Origin of the sequence: Virgibacillus phasianinus, from assembly GCF_002216775.1 — a bacterium.
Classification (GTDB): domain Bacteria; phylum Bacillota; class Bacilli; order Bacillales; family Amphibacillaceae; genus Virgibacillus_F; species Virgibacillus_F phasianinus.
The window spans coordinates 3,529,248-3,549,836 of record NZ_CP022315.1; the positions used below are offsets into that span (position 1 = coordinate 3,529,248).

The window sequence follows — 20,589 nt, forward strand, 5'->3', positions numbered from 1 at the left end:
TTTCACCACAGACCAGTCGCCTCCGCTTTTCTACATATGTTCGCGGAGACTTTTTGGTGGTATTTCTTTAAAATCACCAGTAATGATATCTGAATAACTCATTTGATTGCCTGGAAAATTCCTCATTCTCCAGCCGTCCATATCTTTATTTCCGCTATATAATGGATCACTGTAAACACCCTCCAATGTCATACTGCGGAGTAAATCAAAGAAACCGCTTGGAGAGACCGTCATTAGATTGACCTTATCCTCAGCAAAATCTGTCAGAATAGCATCCTGCTCCTCAGCGGACAAGTTAGCAAAACTCTTCTTATACTTTTTCTGGCTGTAGTTTTGCATTTCTTTTAATGCAATCCGAAAAATTTCTTTTCGCCTTAACCTGCCCTGATATCCTTGAACCTTTTCACCATGAAAAAATGGGGGTTGCATATAATCTCTTGCATTTAGACCATAAGAACCGGCCAGTTGATGGTCAATATAATAGGCCACACCTAATTCCTTCGCCCCTGGACCATTTTCATCCTTTGGAAAAATTCTTTCCGATGCAGCTTCAACCATTTTAAATTCATTTTGGCTAAAGTTCATTAATGCGTGGGTAAAGTTGGTTGTTTTATTATTTTTGGTTTGTGGGTTAGTCTTCTTTTCATCTGTATCCCACGGGATAACACCGCCTAAAACCCCTCCAACTGCAAGACCGCCAACCGCATAACCCGAATTTTTAATAAACCTTCTGCGAGACAGCCTTTCTCTTTCTGCTTGTTCTTTGTTTTTATCATCAGCCAAAGAAATCACCTCTTTATCCATGAACTTATTTTCCTAGCTTATTATGTCACCAAAAATAACCATTCATACACAAAAACTTTATGGGCATTATACAAGTAATCGTAAAAATGGAGGGTAGCAAAATGAAAACAATATGGAAAACCATTATGATCTTTTTTGTATTTAGTCTAGCGATCTTACTTTCAGCTTGTAATGGCAATGGACAGGATGAGGCCTTGCGTACAAATGACGCTAATGATGGGGCAAATATAAATAATGTCTCACATGATTCAGATCTGAATGATCCATCCGTTATTCCTAGTGAAAACGGTGATAAAACCGATACCACAAATAAGAATGGTACATCATATGATGGGATGGGTAACGATACCTATGGCTCAATCGGAAGTTCCGGTATTCATGAGGGTGGCCTTTCTTCTTTCCTTGAATCAAAGTTAAAAGGAGTAGGAATCACTGGTGTTAAGGTCTTTGCAATTGATGATTCGGTTGTATTGGCGCGCAAAGATAAACAAACAACATCCCATGAATACGATAATTTGCAAAATGATGTATTAAGTGGAACAGAGGGTATGTCTGGCAAGGGTGAACCTAAAGGAGTTAATGATTCAAAGAACAAAAGTCATGACAATTTGGATCAAGCCAAAGAAAAAATGAACAAAATGTTTAATGGTAATGTCAAGATTCTCACAGTAACTGATCCAAAAGCAATTGACCTGATCAACAGCATTAAAGAGAACATTAAAGCTGTTTCCTACCAAGCAGCTGCAGACGACCTATTGAAGTTGCTAAAAATGACTAAAGAATAGGGACTAAAAAGGAGAACCAAAATTGGCTCTCCTTCATTTTTTATTCATTTGCTAAAATAGATACGATTTTATCTTCAATACCTTTTCCGTCATCTTCATCTAATAAATGGTTGATTACAATGGAAAAAATAACTGTTTCACTTTCTCTGGTATTCAAATAACCTGATAACGAGCTAACGGATTGAATGGTTCCAGTTTTCGCCTGAACCCGGGCGTGATCAGCAATGTCTTCCATCCTATCTTGAAGTGTTCCGCCAACAAGTCGCTCTTCCGCTCCCGCCACAGGCAGCGAATGAATATAGGTGGTGTACCATTTTTCTTTTTGAATAGCATATAATAACTTTGAAATCTCATTTGGCGGAATTAAATTACTGCTGGAAATTCCAGAGCCATCCCTTAATTTTAATGTCTCAATATTTAAGCCAAAGTTCAGAAGCTGTTCTTCTATCACCTCCAGTCCTTTTTCAAAACTTCCTTCACCCTTCACAACTTTGCCCATTTCTTTAACAAGTGTTTCCGCATGAACATTATTGCTTAGCTTCATAAAAGGAAGAAGTAATTCCGATAATGGCATGGATTCGTGGGAAAGAAGAATCTCAGCGTCATCTGGTGTTTTCCCAGTTTTGATATCACCCGTCCAGGAAATGCCTTGATTCACAAGTGCCTTTTTAAACAGGTTCAATGCATAATCAGTTGGTTCCCAGACCGCCATCGATTCTTCAAGCGGCTTTGTGTCAGCCGGAATAGTACCATCAATAGTTATTACATTTGTACCATGTTCACGCCCAACTTCAATATCCTCTTCCTCACCGGAAGCAATCGTTTTGGCGGTATTGACAATATCCACATAATCCGTTTTAGGGGAAACAGTTATTTCAGGTTTTTCACCTGGTTTTCCTGGAGTTACACTCACATTTACCGATCCCGCATTATAATCTTTATCTGGAGAAACGGTTAACGCTGAAATCTGTGCTCCATAGTAAAATTGTTCATCATCCCAAATCAAATCGGGAGAAACTCGTATGTTATCATACCACGTGTCATCAGCAATAATGTTACCACTGATTTTATTTATGCCGCTTTCACTTATTGTCTTGGCGAAGTCGGCAAAGTCTTCCGGTAATAAGGTTGGATCCCCTTTTCCTTTTAAATATAGATCGCCATACAAGGTACCGCCATTTACCTGTCCGCCTCTTAGTACTTCTGTGGTAAAAGTATGGTCAGCGCCTAAAGTGGATAACGCACTAGCTGCCGTGAATAATTTCATATTGGAAGCTGGATGCAGCCGGGTATCGGCATTATGCTGGTACAGTAAATCTCCTGTAGCAGCGGAGCGAATACTAATACCTATTATTGCTCCCTCCAAGTTTGGTTCACTTTCTAGATAACTATCCAATTGTTTCTCCAAGGAACCCGTATTTGCTGCGGCCTTGGCCGGAATACTTGATTCATCCATTCCGTTCTCCTCCTTCATGTCGTTGGCGGATTCGCTTTTTTCATTAGAAGGTACATTGTCTATTAAAAAAATTATTAATAATACTAAAAGAACAGTAAAGATGATTCTGGCAATTTTCAAAATAATCACCTCCACCTTTTTATATCAAAGGACTATGCTTTTTGCATATGGCTGTTTTTGACACAAAACCTAAAACCGCGATGTAACTAAAAATTATGTTTGCGTCCGCGACCGCTGTGGAAATCACGTTGCTGATACTATTGTTCCGTCGCAATTTATATCAACTGCGTGATTTTACTAACAAACTATGCGAAAACAGCCTTTTATATAATTATCATGTTATAAGTGTAACATAGGCATGTTTAATCTTTCATTTTTTTGTTAGAAATTTTTGAGACTTTTGTCCTACCTGGAAGTCTTAATGCTAAACCAAACACAATTACACAAATCAAAAGGCAAACCATTGAAACCAAATGAAGGTGTTCGAAGTCTAATTGCCCGGTAAATACTATTCCAAGCAAGCTTGATGATAGGATGGATCCCAAGTAACGACTGGTTTGAAAAAGACCTGATGCTGACCCGGTTTCCTCAGGCTTAACATGATCATAAAGCGCGGTTTGCATAGAAATGTTATTAAATCCATTGCTCATGCCAAGAACACCCATGATGATTAGTAACCATAATAAAGGAGACCCTTCATCATACGTCAATAACAATGCAGTTCCAACCGTAAGAAAGCTTGCTCCAATAACAAGCGGCGGCTTGGAACCATATCTGTCAATCAGTCTTCCCGCAAGAGGGGCAACAATTACCCCAAAACCAGCCAAGCTCAGCATAATCAACCCTGTTTCCCGTTCATTATAATGTAAAATCTGCAATAAAAGTATTGGAAAACCATAAAAATAACAATAATAAATTAAATTAATACTCATGAACTGCAAATATATGAAGGATACATGATGATTCTCCTTTAACGATGCCAAATCGATAAAGGGCTCCTTGCGTTTTGTCTCATAAAAGTAAAAAATAATTGTTGCCGTGATAAAGATACCCAATGACAACCAGCGTACGTTGTCACCTAATGATAATAAAAATAAAATAAGTCCAACCATGGAGATTATGAACAGTGCAATTCCCCCAAAATCAATACGCCTTAATTCAACTTTTCCCTGACCCGCATTAGGCAAAATAAAAATTGCCAGCACGAAAGATAAAATGATAAATGGGATATTTGCAATAAAGATTGCCTGCCAATCCCACGATGCAATTAAAAACCCACCTATTGAAGGACCAAAAGCAGCGGAAGTCGTCGCAAAAATAGAAAGCGTGGCTAATGCCTTTGCCTGCCCCTTCGTTATACTCTTTCGAACCATGCTCATTCCACTAGGAAACAATGCCGAACTGCCAATCGCCTGAAGTGCCCGGCAGCCAAGCAGGAAAAAATAATTCGGTGAAAATGGTGCTAATAAAGAGGCTGCTGCGACTAAAATCAGCCCGATCATAAAAAGTTTCTTCGGACCAAACATGTCACTTAATTTACCCATAACCGGTTGTGCAGCTGCACTAAAAATATAGAAAATTGATATTAGCCAAGAAGCATCTGCAAAGGTTAAGGTAAATTCATGCTGAAGCCTGGTCAAGGCAACAGATATCATTGACGAATTTAATGGGTTCAGCAATGTACCAAGCCCAATTGTTAAAATAAGTATCCAGGGTTTCTTTCTCATGTTATCACCAATATGTAAGATTTATTACTAGATTAATCATATGCTAGTAGGAGACTATTCTAAAGGATTTTGCTTGTAGGGAAACAGATTGGGATTCCTGTCTCCTGAGTTTGTTGTGTTCCCGCCAGAGTTCGATAGTGCCTCCCTTGGGTCTACTTGCTTCCCTCCCATATCGCCCGAGTCTGAATGCTTCCCTCCCGAGTTCGCCTCCCTCTCGCATGATTTGTCAAAATTAAGCACCATTCTACGTTGGGTAAAATGGTGCCAAGAAGACTATTTATTTTCAATATCCGTAGAAACCTGCCATGTTACACCAAACTTGTCAGTAACCTGTCCATATGCCGGACTCCAAAAAGTTTCCTGCAAAGGCATACCAACTTCTCCACCTTCTTGCAATTTATCAAATACTGCTTTTGATTTTTCAGCATCTGTTATGGTAATCGCAATTGTTACTTGTGATCCAAGCTGATAGGGTTGTCCGGGAAATGTGTCTGATACCATTAAATCCGTATTACCCACTTTCAAATGTGCATTTAACACGAGATCCTCGGCATCATCTGGAAGATTCGAATCCCCAGGCATATCGGCAAAGGTTTGAACATTTAAAACCTCCGCATCTAATGCTTTTTCATAAAATTTAATTGCCTCTTGTCCATTGCCATTAGTCACTACATAAGGATAAATACCTGCTATCATAACATGCACCTCTTTTTATTTTTTTACTTTCTTCATTTTACCAACTAAACAGCTTTCGCACGAATGATAAATCGATGCTGTTTCACATCAAAATATCCCACTGATTGAATCTGTTCATGTATGTTGTATAGTTGTTGTTCATATTTATCAATGCTGAAATCTGGCACCTGCCACGGGATTGCCCCTAAATAATACACCAAAGCACCAACATCATAGAAACGTTCTATTGGAAACTCTTCCTTCCTATAATTGACCTCAAATGAATTCTCAGTAAGCTCCTTCATAGCAAGTTCCAGGTTCCAGTCTATGAATTCGTCATTTACAGGAACACCCAAACCTTCATTAATACCAGCATCATTTAAGCCACCAACTTGCTGGGTTAGAAATATGCCACCATCAGAAATAATCCTTCTTAATTCCTTAGGTGAATAGGCATCATGTTTATTAGTAATCAAATCAAACTTATCATTTTTAAATGGAAGATTCGCATCTTCTTCAATAGGAAAAACATGAACTCCTAAAGGCTCCAGACAATGCTTCGCTATTGGAATATTTGGCTTGTACGCTTCCGTTGCACAAATAAAGTCCGGATAAGGCTGCAGCTTGGACAAAAACTCGCCACCGCCTGTACCCATATCCAGCATTGAGTGAGCGTTCTGGATAAGTGGCTTCACCATACTTCCATAGGACCAGGAAAGTAATTCACTTCCCAAACGCCCTGTTTCAAAAATATATGAGAAATCCCATCCCTCGAAACGTTGATTTACTTCTTTTAAATAATCAAAAAACAATTTATCATGTGTCATATAATTTCCCTCCAATTGATATGTTTTGATAGTAGCCATATCTATCTCCAACATGGAGGTCCCCTTATGGGAGTTGCACGTTGTTATATATCGTGTTCATAGGCATTCATTTAACATTTCTCCTCTCCTATTCTAAAACTTATTTTTAAACACATAGCTCACCTTTTCATAATGCATCTTTTCTTCATAAAAACGATGTGCATCTGATCGCTGCAGTCCAGAAGACAGTGCAACACTTTGATAATTATTTTCTTTTGCCCAATCATGTATGTAGGTTAACAGTTTTTCACCATATCCTTTCGAACGCTGATTAGCGTCTGTTACCAAATCACATACCCAAACAAATCTGCCATAATAGAGGGTAATCATTGGTTTAAAACCGGCAACTGCAACAATTTCGTTGTCTTCATATAAAGCTGCCATCTGGTACATGTCCCTGTCACGTGCATCCATCACCAGTTCAAGATAAGAGTTTTCATCTAAATGCGTTCGCAGCTGATTAATAACGGGAAATGCAGCAATAATTTCTTCACGTGATTGAAGTTCCTTAATAGTTAAACTGTCCAAAATGACTTCCCCCTAACTACTGATAACCAAATTAGCCTGCCCTACAGGATCTACTGTTTCCATATAATAATTTTCCGCTTTCCAATATCTATTTTGAAATTTTTCCATTTCCTTTTGTGCTAGTTCACTTTCACGTATAAAACGCTTGTTTCGAGGACAGTCCAAAAATACAACATAATCAAAATAACCACGCCACTCTTTACGCTGCAGGAAGACACCTTCGATTAGTATAATGCAATTCCTTGGAACATCTAATTGCCTGCAAACATGTGAATCAGTTTTATCCTTATAAAAAGGGAGTGTAATTTCATTAGATTTCTTTATTTTTTTGAAAAGATGATCCTGGAGCCAAATTACATCCCATTGAAGCTGGTAGTACTCCACCCATTCTTTATGACCGGTATTGTATCTTTTCTTACGTTCAACAATTTGATCATCAATATGAATGATACGAAAAGGAATATTCTCAGATTTCAAAATGGAACTTACCTTTGCAACAAGCGTTGTTTTACCTGAGCGGCTTAATACATCAATGCCAAGAATAAACCTCTCTTTCAAAAGATTCTTTGAAATTATCTCAATTATTTGTTCTTCCATTCCATCAGCTTCCTAAAATCAAATTAATTCGATCAGCTTGTTCTTCCTTATTTATATACTCAAAGAATCCAAGCCGATTCCCCCAAGGATCTGTAAAAGTTCCCCATTTCACTGGTACTTCTTTCCTTGAATGGATATCAAAGTTTTCAACCTCTAATTCTTGTATGATCCGATTCCGTTCTTTTTTCTATATCTGTTACGCCAATTCGTAATGGGCCATTACCTTCTGTTGGATTTCCTTCAGCAACCTGCAGCCAGCAGCCCGGGATAATCTCCCATTCCGTGAATCCCTCATGAGGGATAAAATCTGGTTCTTTTTCAAACAATTTCTGGTACCACTCCTGGCCCGCTTCAATATCCGTTACGCGTACTTGTGTAGTCATTTCGAAAATCAATAAGAAGTCCACCCCATTCATTTATTCTAGATTACTTACTTTATTCGACAAATATAGGTAATTTCCTGTTTGTAGCGTGCTGAAAATTAAAAAAGCAGAGGGTATGCCCTGCTTTTTTAATAAACTTTTATAAACATAAGATAATTACTCTACAGGGATTAGTTTTACTTTGCCTAACGTTTCAATCGTATCCCCTTCTGTTGTGAAAAATACATAATCTCCAGAACCAATACTGTCGTTGCCTAAAATGGTATTGACGGTTGGGTACCCTCTGCTATCATATACAAAGAAATTCGTTCCTCGCCCAACATTTGTAACCTGATATCTCCCCCCCGGCACATCTTTTCCAACTACATATTGACCAGCCATCAACTCAACAGGATCTTCTTTTTTCTTCTTAACTGCATTTGTCACTTCATCTAACTCTTTTTGTTTCAATTTTATGTCTGCCTTTATTTTATCCTGATCAGTCTTCAAACCACTGACTTCAGTCTTTAAATCCTCAACTTTATTATTCAGCTGGTCCCGGGTCTGAACTAATGCTATAGCTTCATCCACTTCTGTACGTTTATTTTCAAGTATTTCCTCTTGTTTCTTAAAAGCCGCTTCACTTTTCTTTAGTTCTTCCTCATTCGTTTTTAAATCAGCTTTTGCTCTTTCAATTTTCGAGATAATCTCATCATATTTTAGTTTTTCACCCTCAACAGTTGCTTTTGCACTGTCAGAACCTATGCTGAAAGCCAAAGCAACCAATATTACCATCCCTGCCACTATTCCCCAAAATTTAACCGATTTTACTCTCCCCATATCTTTTATCTCCTCCTTTGTTATATTAGTACTTTATTACTATTTCCTGAATTTGGGTACACATATTTTGGTGACCTTTTGGCACGGGGACTACAAATTAAAAAACGCCATCGACAACAATGCTGCCAATGCGCTTTTATATTACTTTACTGCATCAATTATCAACGATGGAAATTGAAGCTTATCCTTGATTTTTTGTATCATATTTTTTTGAACGAAAAATAACACCATCTTTTCAAATTTGTTCTTCCAAGTGTCTTCGTCCAATAAATTCAGTTCCTTTTCCTGAGTATGCAGCCAGGATTATTATTGTACTCTCCTGCCCCAACTGCCAGTTTAATACCCGTTTGAAGTTTCCCCATACCTTCACCCTTTTGTCATCTTTAGAAAAGCTCCACAATTAATCCACACTCTCCAGTAATTTCTTCGGTAACTCTCTGTAATTCACATAGAAATCATTTATTGGAACTATATTGAAATAGGAGTATTTCTGTATTTCACTAAATAAATATTCATCATAAATGATACTGATATTTAATTCTTTCTCTGGTTCTTTTCCATTTTGTTCTAATAACTTTGCTAACTCCCAGTACAACTTTTGCCCTCTTTCATCTGTGGACCTTTCTATTGAAAAACGCCCTGCAAAGCTATCCCACCACACTTTGAAGGTATGATACAAATCTTCGTACTTTTTCAAGCTCTCATCACTAGTTATGAACAATTCTTGGAAGATAATATCCTTTTCTTTATAGAAAATTTTTGGATCGTTTATATGATGCTTGGCTATTCTTTTTGCAACCTGATGCCACAACTTCCGATAGTTCAATTCAAATTCTTCTTTGAATGCTATGGTTTGTTGTGGAAAATAAGGGAATTTATACTCCTCTTCCCGATTGAGGCAATGATTAAAATAAATGTTTTGTATGTAGATTAAAAAGTTTAAAGAATACGATGCTTCCGTTCTCATTGTCAATGAATTTTTCATAAAATGCCCCTAACTTGATATTAATAGATAGATTATAAGCTACTTTTAATTTTTTCTTCCTATTATATAGGATAAAAATATATAGTTATTATTCATCATTTCCGTTCACGGGCTCATGCGAATTAGCAGCGATAATTCTATCAAATCATTTATTACAAAATCAGCATCAACACTATTCCAATACGGATTCCCCTTCCATACTCCTGTCATACCTATACTCCGAGCAGCTTTAATATCGTTATCTGGATGATCACCAACGTACATCGCCTCGTTTGGTGACACATGAAGTTGATTTAACGCCCTGATAAAGATGTCTGGGTTGGGTTTTTTTATACCTTCCCATTCAGAAATCAGTATCTTATCAAAATACTTCCCTATTCCCAATGCTTCAATGTTATCCATTTGAAATTGACCACGCCCATTCGTTATCAATCCAATACGAATTGACTTATTTTGTATTGCTTTTAACATCCTAGCTAGATTGGGAAATGGAACACAGTTATAGCTAAATTCCTTCATATAGTCTTTTAGCAAGGATTTCCAGGTAATCCCTTTTACATTGAATTCTTTTACCAACTGTCTGTAAACCTCATCCTTCCAAACATAACCCCTGCAATCTAACTCTATAAATCGCGCTGTATATGCACTTTTTGAAATATGTCCCAACCACTTATTTAATCGATCATATTGATTTTCTATAAATCTTTGTACTGAGGAATCCCGGTTTAACAACGTTCCATCCAGGTCAAATATAACTGCTTTAATCACTAATACCCACCCCATCATTTCATTAATAGTTTACCATAAAATTTTATAAGTAGATTGTTTCACTCAGAAAGGTCTGAAAACTTACAAACTGTCAAATCATCTGTTAATATTAATATAACAAATTTAAGGAACGAGGTGCTTCACGATGGAGACAAATACAAAGCTGTCCACCCCGATCGAAATTTTATACAATGCTTATGACCTTAAGCAGCCAATTTCAAAGGAAAGTGTACCGAAGAACATCAGTAAAACAGACGCCTATGAAATTCAGCGAAAAGTAACGGATAAAAAGGCAAAACTAAACAAGGACAAGCTAATCGGTTACAAAATTAGTTTGACAAGTGAGGAAACACAGGAATTATTTCATTCTACTACACCTCTTTATGGTGCACTCACGCAAACAAGTCTTTCAAACGGGACAATTAAACTTGAGTCGATGCTCTCGCCTTTACTTGAAGCTGAATTAATGTTTATTGCAAATGAAGACTTATCGACCCAAGACAATGCGGAAAGTATTTTACAAAAAATGCGGATAGCACCAGGTCTGGAAATTCCGGACTCACGCTTTACCGACTGGTTTCCAAATCTAAGTTTCGGTCAGGTTATTGCTGACAGTGCTGTTGCCGGTTCCGTGGTTATCGGTGAATTTGTTCAGGGATTGAGCTTTGAGCAATTAGGAAATATTCACGGTACATTGCAATTAGATGATGAGATCATTGCTGAGGGATCATCAACTGAAGTACTGGGAAATCCTGTCCATGCAATAGAATGGCTTATTGAGGAACTGGCTAAAACTGGTCAAGCTATCAGAAAAGGAATGGTAATATCTTCTGGTACGTTTATTTTGCCAAAGGTATTGAAAGAAGGAACCTATCATGTACACTACGAAAACGTGGGAGAAGTAAGCCTTCAGGTTGTTTAAAAAAGACATTTTCCGCATAGCTCAAGGAAAGCGAATGCCGCAGTGGAAATCACGTCACTGGTACTTCGCAGTTTATAAGTTTTGTGTCAAAAACAACAATCTTCCAGAAAAAAATAGCCTTGAGAAACAAATAGGATTCTCTTAACCACAATTAGGTGATTAAGAGAATCCCTTGATAAAATCAGTTATGCTGTATGTGTACGTCTTGCCAGCTGCTGGATCTTTGGAAGTGCATCTATATCCATGTTTCCGCCACTGACAATAATACCGCAATGCCTTGATTTTATTTTTTGATTGTGGGAGATCAGCGCCGCTAACGCTGCAGCGCCTGCCCCCTCCATCAATGTCTTGTTTCGCTCCAGCATATAAATAATAGCCGTTGCAATTTCTTCATCCGTTACCGTTAGAATATCATCAACATAGTTTCGAATCAGTGGCAATGTGTGTTTACCAGGCTGCTTGACCGCAATCCCTTCAGCTATAGTTGATACAGTATTAAGATGTTTCACTTTATTGTGATGATAACTTTCATACATAGCTGATGCTCCACTCGCCTGAACACCGATTACCTTCATCTTGCGGTTGACATGTTTTGCTGCAACAGCTATGCCACTAATTAGGCCGCCGCCACCAATTGGTACAATAATGGTGTCCATCCGATCTTCTTGTCTTAACATTTCCATAGCAATCGTGCCTTGTCCGGCCATCACATCATAATCATCAAATGGATGGATATAAGTTGCTCCGCTTTGCATTTGTCTTTTCAAAGAGGCCTCGTATGCTTCCTGAAAGCTTTTTCCTATAAGAACAACATCAGCACCATAACTTCTCGTTGCACTTACCTTTGTTGATGGTGTCGACTCCGCCATAAATATAGTTGCTTTGGCACCCAGTTGTGCTGCTGCATGTGCTACACCTTGTGCATGATTACCCGCAGAAGCAGTAATCACTCCTTTTTGTAATTCCTCATTTGATAATTGCATTAGTTTAAAGCTTGCACCTCTATATTTAAATGCACCAGTTTTTTGCTGATTCTCCATTTTAAAGTAAACATGTTTTCCAACCAATTTGTTTGTTGTTGTTGATGTAATTAGTGGTGTACGGTGAACAATAGGCTTCAAACGTTCCATCGCCGTATGAACCGTTTCACCTGTTAAGCAATCCCCAATGAATTCACTCTCCTTGTTTTATACAGATCGGTTAAAAATAACAATTTAAGCATTTTCAAATGCATCAATTTTATCTTGATGTTGCAGTGTCAACGCTATTTCGTCCCATCCATTTACTAATTTTTGTTTGTGATAGGCAGGGATATCAAAGTGAATCTTTTTTTGATCGGAATCGGTAATATACTGGCTTTCCAAATCAATGGTTAGGGTTAACTTTGATTCCTCCGCCTGCTGCATCCATTCTTCCAGTTGCTTGTATTCCATTTGAATAGGGACAATCCCATTTTTCAGTGCATTATTATAAAAAATATCGGCAAAACTTGGAGCAATAATCACCCGGAACCCATAATCCAGTAACGCCCATGGCGCATGTTCCCTGGAGGAACCACATCCAAAATTTTCTCCTGCCAATAATACTGATGCATCTTGATATACCTTGTTATTCAACCCAAAATCTGTTCGTACATTTCCTTCATTGTCAAATCGCCAATGATAAAATAGAAATTGACCAAATCCAGTTCGCTCGATTCGTTTTAAAAACTGTTTAGGGATTATTTGGTCAGTGTCAACGTTAGTTCTATTCAATGGATATACAAGTCCGGTATGTTTTGTAATGGCTTCCATGACTTATTACCTCCTAATTTGCTACGCCTGTATAACTGCGGACATCAACAAAACGTCCTTCCAAAGCAGCAGCAGCCCCCATTTCAGGACTTACCAGATGTGTCCTGGCTCCATTTCCTTGGCGTCCCTCAAAGTTACGATTGGATGTTGATGCACATCTTCCACCAGGGGGAACAATGTCATCATTCATCGCTAAACACATACTGCATCCAGCTTCTCGCCACTCAAAGCCAGCTTCTATAAAAATTGAATCCAGCCCTTCTTTTTCGGCCTGCATTTTAATACTGAATGATCCGGGCACGACAATTGCCCGCACATTGTTGTTGACCTTTTTTCCTTTAACAATTGCCGCTGCTTTTTGCAAATCACTCAATCTGGAATTGGTGCAGGATCCAATAAATACATGATCAATTTCGATTGATGTAATTGGCTGATTCTCCGTTAATCCCATATATTCCAAGGCCCGTTCAATATCTTCCCTGTATTCAACCTTACTTAAATCTGGAGTTGTACCACTAATTGGTACACACATGCCGGGGTTCGTTCCCCAGGAAACCTGTGGTTCTATTTCTTTAGCGGTAATTGTGACCGTTTTATCATAAATAGCCCCATCGTCGGTAGCAAGACCTAACCATTGTTCAGCCAGATCGGTAAATGCTTCTCCAGCAGGTACATATTCTTTTCCTCGCAGAAATTCGATTGTTTTTTCATCAGGGCTTATCAAACCAGCTCTTGCTCCTGCTTCGATTGACATATTGCATACCGTCATTCGCTCTTCCATTGATAATTTTCGAATTGCATCGCCCGTATACTCAATGACATATCCTGTTCCAAAACGAACACCAAACTTAGCAATAATGGCTAAAATTAAATCTTTTGCTGTAACTCCTGGACCTAAGTCTCCTTCCACCTGCACATTCATGGTTTTGGGTTGCTCCTGCCAGATGGTTTGGGTAGCCAGTACGTGCTCCACCTCACTCGTACCTATTCCAAATGCCAGTGCCCCAAACGCACCATGGGTGGAGGTATGACTATCGCCACAGACAATTGTCTTACCCGGCTGTGTCAGCCCAAGCTCTGGACCGATTACATGAACAATTCCTTGATCGGGATGATACATATCTGCTAAGGTAATCCCATTTTCTTCACAATTATCTTTCAGCGTATTCATTTGCTTTTTCGCAATTTCATCTTTCATCGCATCCCGATTTCTGGTTGGAACATTATGGTCCATCGTGGCATACGTTAAATCCGGCCTTCGTACTTTTCGATTATTTAAGCGTAACCCCTCAAAAGCCTGTGGAGAGGTTACCTCATGAACTAAATGCAAGTCAATATAAATTAAATCTGGTCTTCCATCTTCTTTATGAACAATATGTTTATTCCATACTTTATCAACGATTGTTTGCGGTTTTGCCATTTTTTCTCACCTCCAGTTTCTATACATACATACTGCAAATACTGTTTGACACGCTTTTCGTAGTTAAATTTTCCACTACAAGTTCTGTCATTTCTTTTGTGCCGACTTGCTTTCCACCCTTTATATGCAGATCAGGCGTATGATATCCCTGGTCAAGGCTACTGTGAACGGCCTCTTCAATTTCCGCTGCTTCTTCTTCTAGGCCGAATGAGTGGCGCAGCATCATCGCCGCAGAAAGAATCATACCCAGTGGATTTGCAATCCCTTTTCCAGCTATATCAGGCGCAGAGCCGTGAACCGGCTCATATAGCCCTACACCATCAGACCGAATACTAGCTGAAGGCAGCATTCCAAGAGATCCTGTAAGCACAGAGGCCTCATCACTTAAAATATCACCAAATAAGTTTTCCGTTACAATTACATCGAAACTATTGGGCTTAGTTACTAGTTTCATTGCTGCGGCATCAACTAGTAAGTGTTCTACTGTAACATCCGGGTAGTCCTTGCTCTTATCCTCAACAATTTCACGCCACATTCGACTTGATTCCAGAACGTTTGCCTTATCTACAGATGTCAGATGATTATTTCTTAATCTTGCACTTTGGAAGGCTTTATCAATAATTCGCTCCATTTCTTCGCGTTGATAATGAAGCGTGTCGACAACAACATTACCACCCTCGCGACGTTCACTCGGCTTACCAAAATACAGCCCGCCTGTTAATTCGCGAATGATTAATATGTCGCTGCCTTTGATCACATCCTCTTTCAATGGTGATGCATGCAGCAAAGGAGTAAAGCCTTTTACGGGACGCAAATTAGCAAACAACCCTAACGTTTTCCTGATTCCAAGCAATCCTTTTTCCGGTCTCATATGTGCTGGAAGGGAGTCCCATTTCTTCCCCCCTACAGCCCCTAAAAGAATGGCATCCCCATTCTGACATGCTTTAATGGTATCTTCCGGTAACGGTGAACCTGCCTGATCAATAGCGTCGCCACCGATAGCATGCTGATGAAATGTAAAGCTATGGCCAAATTCACTTGCCACTGTATTCAATACAAGTTTTGCCGATTCCATTATTTCCTTACCAACACCATCACCTGGAAGCAGAATAATTTGTTTATTCATGATCTCCCCTCCTCATTTATTTTGTTATTTGACTACTTCTTTCTTAATAGATGTTTTCTGATGCACAATGTACCGATTTACTGCATCTAAAAACGCATTTGCTGATGCTTCAATTACATCCTGTGCAGATCCTCGACCATTCATTGTTTCGTTGTTAACCACGAGTTGAACATGGGATTCAGCAAGCGCATCTTTTCCACGACCAACAGATTTAAGCTGGTAATCTGTTAACTGCAAATTTTCCTCAATTAATGAATCTAGCGTTTTGTATAAAGCTTCGACACTTCCCTGTCCTGTACGAGCTGCCTGCACCGATTCCCCATCCGGCGTTTTTAACAGCACAGTTGCCGTCGGTATATTAGCTGATCCGTACTGTACCTGGAACATTTCCATTTGATAGCGGTCAACGGCAGCTGTATCAGTTTGAATTTCCGTTAATAACGTAAATAAATCGTTATCTGTAACCTCTTTTTTATGGTCTGTTAATTCTTTAAATAGATTAAACGCTTCTTTTAATTTTTCATCAGGAAGTTCGTAGCCAAGCTCTTTTACTTTATCCTTAAATGCATGCCGTCCTGAATGCTTTCCAAGGAATAATGTGTTTGAACCCACACCTACCATTTCCGGCGTGATAATTTCGTATGTGGAAGCGTGCTTTAAAACCCCGTCCTGATGAATACCTGATTCGTGGGCAAATGCATTTTTCCCTACGACTGCTTTGTTTGACTGCACATACATACCAGTCAATTTTGCTACAAGGTCACTTGTTCGTTTAATCTCATTTAGTTGAAGCCTCGTGTAATATGGGTAATGGTCGGAACGAATCTTCAATGCTACCGCTAATTCCTCAATCGCAGCATTCCCAGCTCGTTCACCTATGCCATTTATTGTTCCTTCAACCTGTGTTGCACCATTTTCCACTGCCGCGAGCGAATTCGCTACTGCCATGCCAAGATCGTTATGGCAGTGGCAAGAAAGATTAACGCGGTCAATATTCGGTACGGTTTCTTTAATGAATTTAAATAATTTCCCGTACTCTAGTGGCGTCGTATATCCCACAGTATCAGGCAAATTAATGACTGTTGCTCCTGCATCAATGACGCGTTCGATAATTTGTGCCAAAAAGCTCCAGTCCGACCGGGAGGCATCCTCCGCAGACCATTCTACCTGCGGAAATTTCTGTCTCGCATACGAAACCATTTCGACCGCGGTATCGATAACTTCCTCTGGAGTCTTTTTCAGCTTATATGTCATGTGAATCGGTGATGTTGCCAGAAAAAGATGTAAACATGGCTCTGCAGCACCTTTCAAAGCTTCCCAAGCAGTATCGACATCCGACTTTACCGTCCTAGCTAATCCCGTAACGGACGTATCTTTAATGGTATCCGCGATCATTTTCACAGCATTAAAGTCACCTTTGGAAGAACTGGGAAACCCAGCCTCCATTCTGTCAACACCAAAGCGTTCTAGCTGCTTAGCGATTTCCAATTTTTCTAGTTGATTTAGATTAACCCCTGGTGATTGCTCACCGTCTCTCAATGTTGTATCGAAAATCTTAATTTGAGACATGTACGTTCACATCCTTTTGTTTAGATTTTAATGATTGTTTTACAAAAGGCATTAACTCACGTAACTCCCTTCCTACTTTTTCAATTGCATGTTGATTTTCTTTAGCATTAGTCGCATTGAATTTAGGGCGGTTAGCTTGATTTTCAAGGATCCATCCTTTTGCAAATTCACCTGATTGCACGTCCGCAAGTACTTCCTTCATTCTTTCTTTAGTTTCGTCGTTGATTACACGTGGTCCGGATACAAAATCTCCCCATTGTGCTGTATCTGAAATTGAATAGCGCATGTTTTCCAATCCGCCTTCATACAGCAAATCAACAATTAATTTCATTTCATGCATACATTCAAAATAAGCAACTTCTGGTTGATAACCAGCTTCTGTTAATGTTTCAAATCCTGCCTTAATTAAACTTGTAACCCCGCCGCATAATACCGCTTGCTCACCAAACAAATCTGTTTCCGTTTCTTCTTGGAAACTAGTTTCAAGTACACCTGCCCTAGCAGCACCAATTCCTTGTGAATAAGCAAGTGCTAGCTGCGTGGCGTTTCCAGTAACATCCTGAAACACACCATACAAAGCTGGAACTCCCGCTCCCTCTTCGTATGTTCTCCGTACCAAATGTCCTGGTCCTTTTGGAGCTACGATAAATACATCCACATCTGATGGAGGAACGATTTGATTAAAATGGATATTAAAACCATGGGCAAAAGCGATTGCATTTCCCGCTTCCAGATTTTGTTCAATGCTTTCATGATAGACCTTAGGTTGGAGTTCATCTGGAAGTAGTACCATCACAACATCTGCGAGACTTGCTGCTTCAGCCACCGATAGTACAGTGAATCCATCCTCTTCTGCTTTTTCCTGTGACTTACCAGGTCTTAGCCCAACAACTACATCGTATCCACTTTCGCGAAGATTCAATGCATGTGCATGCCCCTGTGAACCATACCCTACAATAGCGACTTTCTTACCTTGTAATACCTCTTTTTGAATATCTTTTTCATAAAGTACTTTTGACATAATTATCTTCCTCTCTATTTATTTAATTTATATAGTAAAAGAATTTATCTCTGTTACCTGTTTTGGCTGTTGCCCTCGTAAAAATGCTGTCACACCGGTTTTAGTGAGTTCTTTTATACCATACGGCCTGAGCAGTGAAACTAAGGCTTCGACCTTATCCGGCTTCCCAGTTACCTGTATGGTTAAGCTGTCCCTGCTGACATCAATGACAGATGCCCGAAATGGTGCGATAATCCCTTGAATCTCCGCATGTAAGTGACCACTGCCACCTACCTTGATTAGTGCTAATTCTCTTGCGACGATAGCCTTATCCGTTATATCAGATACTTTAATTACATCTATTTGTTTATTTAATTGTTTTGTCAGCTGTTCGAGTTTTTGATGATCACCAATCTCTACAACGAATGTCATTTTAGAGAGTCCTTCTGTTTCTGAAGTGCCAACAGAAATACTATCGATATTGAATTGCCGTTTATGCAGCATTCCTGTTATCCGGTTGAGAACACCGCTTCGATCTTGAACTGTTGCGGTTATTATTCGTTTCATTTTGTCACCCCTATCATTTCATGGATCCCTTTTCCAGGAGCAATAAATGGATAAACACATGCTAGTTTAACTACTCGGCAATCAACTACTACAGGTCCATCATAAGAAAATACATCTGTGAATGTTTCGACTACTTCATCTTCCCGATCAACCTTTAATCCGTGAATTCCATAGCTTTCCGCAAGCTTTACAAAATCTGGATTTTTCGGAAGAAGTGATTCGGAATATCTTTCTTCATAAAAGCTCTCCTGCCATTGTCGCACCATTCCAAGCGCCTGATTATTAACAATTACAATTTTTACTGGCAGATTTCTTTCTTTAATGACCGACAATTCCTGTAACGTCATTTGAAATCCTCCATCACCGACCACAGCCACAACCAGATCGTCAGGAGCTCCGATTTGGGCACCGATTGCAGCTGGAAAACCAAAGCCCATTGTTCCAAGTCCTCCAGATGTTACCCAGCGATTAGGTCGATCAAATGGATAATATTGCGCTGTCCACATTTGATGCTGTCCGACGTCTGTTGTTACAATCGCCTCTCCTTTAGATACACTATAAATTTGTTCTAACAGCCACTGTGGTGAAACAAGTTCATTTGACCTTTCATACCAGAACGGAAAATTTGTTTTATTATTCTGCAGTAGTTCCTTCCACATTTTATGGTCTGGCATGCTGGTTGAGCGTGCTAATAATGCTTTTAATGCTTCCTTAGCGTCTGCAACAACAGGAATGTCGGTGGAAATGTTTTTCCCAATTTCCGCTGGGTCAATATCGATATGGGCAACTTTCGCATTAGGTGCAAAATGTTCAAGGTTACCTGTTAACCGATCATCGAATCTTGCCCCAATGTTTATTAATAAATCACACTCATAAATGCCCATATTTGCTGCATATGTTCCATGCATCCCCGCCATCCCCAAAGAAAGGGAATGGGTACCTGGAAAACTTCCAAGCCCGAGTAACGTGTTAGCTACAGGCAGTTGATACCTTTCAGCAAATTCTTTTAATTCTGCTGACGCTTTAGCAGTTATAACCCCTGCACCTGCTAGTAGTAGTGGCCGCTTTGAACGACTTAAGGCATCAGCAAGTTTAACAATCTGTAATGGATTAGGGGATTTTGTTGGTTGATACCCTGGTAAATGAAAATCCTTACTGTATTTCTCTAAGCTAATCCCAGCGGAAACATTCTTTGGAATATCCACAACCACTGGACCCGGGCGCCCTGTTGAAGCAACATGAAATGCTTCGTTTACTATTCGTGGCAGGTCAGCTATGTCTTTCACTTGATAATTGTTTTTTGTAATTGGTGTAGTGATTCCCATCACATCCGCTTCTTGAAAAGCATCCGTTCCAATCACACTGTCAGCAACCTGACCTGTAAATATAATAAGTGGCAATGAATCCATCATCGCGTCTGTAATTCCGGTAATCAGATTCGTTGCCCCAGGACCCGAAGTTGCAAGTACAACACCCGGTTTTCCGGTAACCCGTGCATAACCTTCCGCTGCATGAATGGAACCCTGTTCATGACGGGAAAGCACATGTTCAAAGGGAGCTTTACTGCGATATAATGCGTCATAAATCGGTAACACAGCTCCACCCGGGTAGCCAAATAACGTATCAACTTCAGCATCAACCAGTGTTTCAATTAATAAATCGGACCCCGTCCTCAATTCTTTCGTACGTTCAATCTCATGTTTTGCCTCAACCTTCACTACTACATACCTCCTCTATTTGGATTGTTTGAATTAAAAAAGACCCTTCGCTCCCCATAAATCTGCATAATGTCAGAATTA

20 protein-coding genes and 1 pseudogene are annotated in these 20,589 nt (G+C 39.4%); 2 read left to right on the plus strand and 19 right to left on the minus strand.

Features of this window, described 5'->3' with window-relative positions; all coding sequences use genetic code 11:
* Positions 1–30: 30 nt before the first annotated feature.
* The gene (locus tag CFK37_RS17030; protein ID WP_089062998.1) at positions 31–804 is read right to left on the minus strand and encodes a gluconate 2-dehydrogenase subunit 3 family protein; all 774 of its coding nucleotides are present in this window, start codon (positions 802–804) and stop codon (positions 31–33) included.
* Between the two features lie 101 nt (positions 805–905).
* Here CFK37_RS17030 and CFK37_RS17035 point away from each other — a divergent pair, with 101 nt between their 5' ends.
* Entirely contained in the window at positions 906–1,589 is a 684-nt protein-coding gene (locus CFK37_RS17035; RefSeq protein WP_089062999.1) for a hypothetical protein, read from the plus strand.
* A gap of 40 nt (positions 1,590–1,629) precedes the next feature.
* On the opposite strand, the gene dacB is transcribed toward CFK37_RS17035, so the two are convergent.
* The 10 genes and pseudogenes from dacB to CFK37_RS17085 all read right to left on the minus strand — a co-directional run bounded on the left by dacB (position 1,630) and on the right by CFK37_RS17085 (position 10,393).
* Complete coding sequence (gene dacB / locus CFK37_RS17040) at positions 1,630–3,174, minus strand: D-alanyl-D-alanine carboxypeptidase/D-alanyl-D-alanine endopeptidase (RefSeq protein ID WP_425445348.1); 1,545 nt, start codon at positions 3,172–3,174, stop codon at positions 1,630–1,632.
* Between the two features lie 233 nt (positions 3,175–3,407).
* Positions 3,408–4,772 carry an MFS transporter gene (locus CFK37_RS17045; protein ID WP_089063000.1) on the minus strand — a complete coding sequence of 455 codons (1,365 nt, stop codon included), beginning with the start codon at positions 4,770–4,772 and terminating at the stop codon, positions 3,408–3,410.
* Positions 4,773–5,045: 273 nt separating this feature from the next.
* On the minus strand, positions 5,046–5,468 hold the full coding sequence (locus CFK37_RS17050) for a VOC family protein (protein WP_089063001.1): 423 nt from the start codon (positions 5,466–5,468) through the stop codon (positions 5,046–5,048).
* Between the two features lie 44 nt (positions 5,469–5,512).
* Positions 5,513–6,274, minus strand: a complete 762-nt coding sequence (locus CFK37_RS17055) for a methyltransferase domain-containing protein (RefSeq protein ID WP_089063702.1) — start codon at positions 6,272–6,274, stop codon at positions 5,513–5,515.
* Positions 6,275–6,406: 132 nt separating this feature from the next.
* Positions 6,407–6,841 carry a GNAT family N-acetyltransferase gene (locus CFK37_RS17060; RefSeq protein ID WP_089063002.1) on the minus strand — a complete coding sequence of 145 codons (435 nt, stop codon included), beginning with the start codon at positions 6,839–6,841 and terminating at the stop codon, positions 6,407–6,409.
* 12 nt (positions 6,842–6,853) lie between these two features.
* Positions 6,854–7,438 carry a kinase gene (locus CFK37_RS17065; protein ID WP_089063003.1) on the minus strand — a complete coding sequence of 195 codons (585 nt, stop codon included), beginning with the start codon at positions 7,436–7,438 and terminating at the stop codon, positions 6,854–6,856.
* A gap of 4 nt (positions 7,439–7,442) precedes the next feature.
* A pseudogene (locus CFK37_RS17070) lies at positions 7,443–7,833 on the minus strand (VOC family protein).
* 144 nt (positions 7,834–7,977) lie between these two features.
* Positions 7,978–8,640 carry a hypothetical protein gene (locus CFK37_RS17075; RefSeq protein WP_089063004.1) on the minus strand — a complete coding sequence of 221 codons (663 nt, stop codon included), beginning with the start codon at positions 8,638–8,640 and terminating at the stop codon, positions 7,978–7,980.
* A gap of 400 nt (positions 8,641–9,040) precedes the next feature.
* Positions 9,041–9,625 carry an L-rhamnose mutarotase gene (locus CFK37_RS17080; RefSeq protein WP_089063005.1) on the minus strand — a complete coding sequence of 195 codons (585 nt, stop codon included), beginning with the start codon at positions 9,623–9,625 and terminating at the stop codon, positions 9,041–9,043.
* A 105-nt stretch (positions 9,626–9,730) separates the two neighbouring features.
* Positions 9,731–10,393, minus strand: coding sequence for an HAD family hydrolase (locus CFK37_RS17085; protein WP_089063006.1), 663 nt, complete (start codon positions 10,391–10,393; stop codon positions 9,731–9,733).
* 145 nt (positions 10,394–10,538) lie between these two features.
* On the opposite strand from CFK37_RS17085, the gene CFK37_RS17090 reads away from it, so the two are divergent.
* A complete protein-coding gene (locus CFK37_RS17090; RefSeq protein WP_089063007.1) occupies positions 10,539–11,315 on the plus strand; it encodes a 2-keto-4-pentenoate hydratase in 777 nt (258 codons plus the stop codon).
* Between the two features lie 185 nt (positions 11,316–11,500).
* Here the strand turns inward: CFK37_RS17090 and ilvA are convergent, their stop codons facing one another.
* The 8 genes from ilvA to ilvB form a co-directional block, all read right to left on the minus strand.
* Positions 11,501–12,445, minus strand: coding sequence for a threonine ammonia-lyase (ilvA, locus tag CFK37_RS17095; RefSeq protein ID WP_089063008.1), 945 nt, complete (start codon positions 12,443–12,445; stop codon positions 11,501–11,503).
* 84 nt (positions 12,446–12,529) lie between these two features.
* Positions 12,530–13,108 carry a 3-isopropylmalate dehydratase small subunit gene (gene leuD / locus CFK37_RS17100; RefSeq protein ID WP_089063009.1) on the minus strand — a complete coding sequence of 193 codons (579 nt, stop codon included), beginning with the start codon at positions 13,106–13,108 and terminating at the stop codon, positions 12,530–12,532.
* Positions 13,109–13,121: 13 nt separating this feature from the next.
* Positions 13,122–14,528, minus strand: coding sequence for a 3-isopropylmalate dehydratase large subunit (gene leuC / locus CFK37_RS17105; RefSeq protein ID WP_089063010.1), 1,407 nt, complete (start codon positions 14,526–14,528; stop codon positions 13,122–13,124).
* Positions 14,529–14,547: 19 nt separating this feature from the next.
* Positions 14,548–15,654 (minus strand): 3-isopropylmalate dehydrogenase, encoded by a 1,107-nt coding sequence (gene leuB / locus CFK37_RS17110; RefSeq protein ID WP_089063011.1) that lies wholly within the window; start codon positions 15,652–15,654, stop codon positions 14,548–14,550.
* 24 nt (positions 15,655–15,678) lie between these two features.
* A complete protein-coding gene (locus CFK37_RS17115) occupies positions 15,679–17,223 on the minus strand; it encodes a 2-isopropylmalate synthase (RefSeq protein ID WP_089063012.1) in 1,545 nt (514 codons plus the stop codon).
* Positions 17,210–18,244, minus strand: coding sequence for a ketol-acid reductoisomerase (ilvC, locus tag CFK37_RS17120; RefSeq protein WP_089063013.1), 1,035 nt, complete (start codon positions 18,242–18,244; stop codon positions 17,210–17,212). Before ilvC ends, CFK37_RS17115 begins: the two co-directional genes overlap by 14 nt.
* A 27-nt stretch (positions 18,245–18,271) precedes the next feature.
* Positions 18,272–18,790, minus strand: coding sequence for an acetolactate synthase small subunit (gene ilvN / locus CFK37_RS17125; protein ID WP_089063014.1), 519 nt, complete (start codon positions 18,788–18,790; stop codon positions 18,272–18,274).
* The gene (gene ilvB, locus CFK37_RS17130; protein WP_089063015.1) at positions 18,787–20,508 is read right to left on the minus strand and encodes a biosynthetic-type acetolactate synthase large subunit; all 1,722 of its coding nucleotides are present in this window, start codon (positions 20,506–20,508) and stop codon (positions 18,787–18,789) included. The genes ilvN and ilvB overlap by 4 nt, the downstream gene beginning before the upstream one ends.
* Positions 20,509–20,589: the final 81 nt, after the last annotated feature.

Bases quoted from the DNA above. Each gene is read 5' to 3' on its own strand.
- CFK37_RS17055 (WP_089063702.1), bottom strand. From the start codon at position 6,274: ATGACACATGATAAATTGTTTTTTGATTATTTAAAAGAAGTAAATCAA.
- CFK37_RS17045 (WP_089063000.1), bottom strand. From the start codon at position 4,772: ATGAGAAAGAAACCCTGGATACTTATTTTAACAATTGGGCTTGGTACA.
- leuD (WP_089063009.1), bottom strand. From the start codon at position 13,108: ATGGAAGCCATTACAAAACATACCGGACTTGTATATCCATTGAATAGA.
- ilvC (WP_089063013.1), bottom strand. From the start codon at position 18,244: ATGTCAAAAGTACTTTATGAAAAAGATATTCAAAAAGAGGTATTACAA.
- CFK37_RS17030 (WP_089062998.1), bottom strand. From the start codon at position 804: ATGGATAAAGAGGTGATTTCTTTGGCTGATGATAAAAACAAAGAACAA.
- leuC (WP_089063010.1), bottom strand. From the start codon at position 14,528: ATGGCAAAACCGCAAACAATCGTTGATAAAGTATGGAATAAACATATT.
- CFK37_RS17050 (WP_089063001.1), bottom strand. From the start codon at position 5,468: ATGATAGCAGGTATTTATCCTTATGTAGTGACTAATGGCAATGGACAA.
- CFK37_RS17115 (WP_089063012.1), bottom strand. From the start codon at position 17,223: ATGTCTCAAATTAAGATTTTCGATACAACATTGAGAGACGGTGAGCAA.
- CFK37_RS17080 (WP_089063005.1), bottom strand. From the start codon at position 9,625: ATGAAAAATTCATTGACAATGAGAACGGAAGCATCGTATTCTTTAAAC.
- CFK37_RS17090 (WP_089063007.1), top strand. From the start codon at position 10,539: ATGGAGACAAATACAAAGCTGTCCACCCCGATCGAAATTTTATACAAT.
- leuB (WP_089063011.1), bottom strand. From the start codon at position 15,654: ATGAATAAACAAATTATTCTGCTTCCAGGTGATGGTGTTGGTAAGGAA.
- ilvA (WP_089063008.1), bottom strand. From the start codon at position 12,445: ATGGAACGTTTGAAGCCTATTGTTCACCGTACACCACTAATTACATCA.
- ilvN (WP_089063014.1), bottom strand. From the start codon at position 18,790: ATGAAACGAATAATAACCGCAACAGTTCAAGATCGAAGCGGTGTTCTC.
- CFK37_RS17075 (WP_089063004.1), bottom strand. From the start codon at position 8,640: ATGGGGAGAGTAAAATCGGTTAAATTTTGGGGAATAGTGGCAGGGATG.
- CFK37_RS17065 (WP_089063003.1), bottom strand. From the start codon at position 7,438: ATGGAAGAACAAATAATTGAGATAATTTCAAAGAATCTTTTGAAAGAG.
- CFK37_RS17035 (WP_089062999.1), top strand. From the start codon at position 906: ATGAAAACAATATGGAAAACCATTATGATCTTTTTTGTATTTAGTCTA.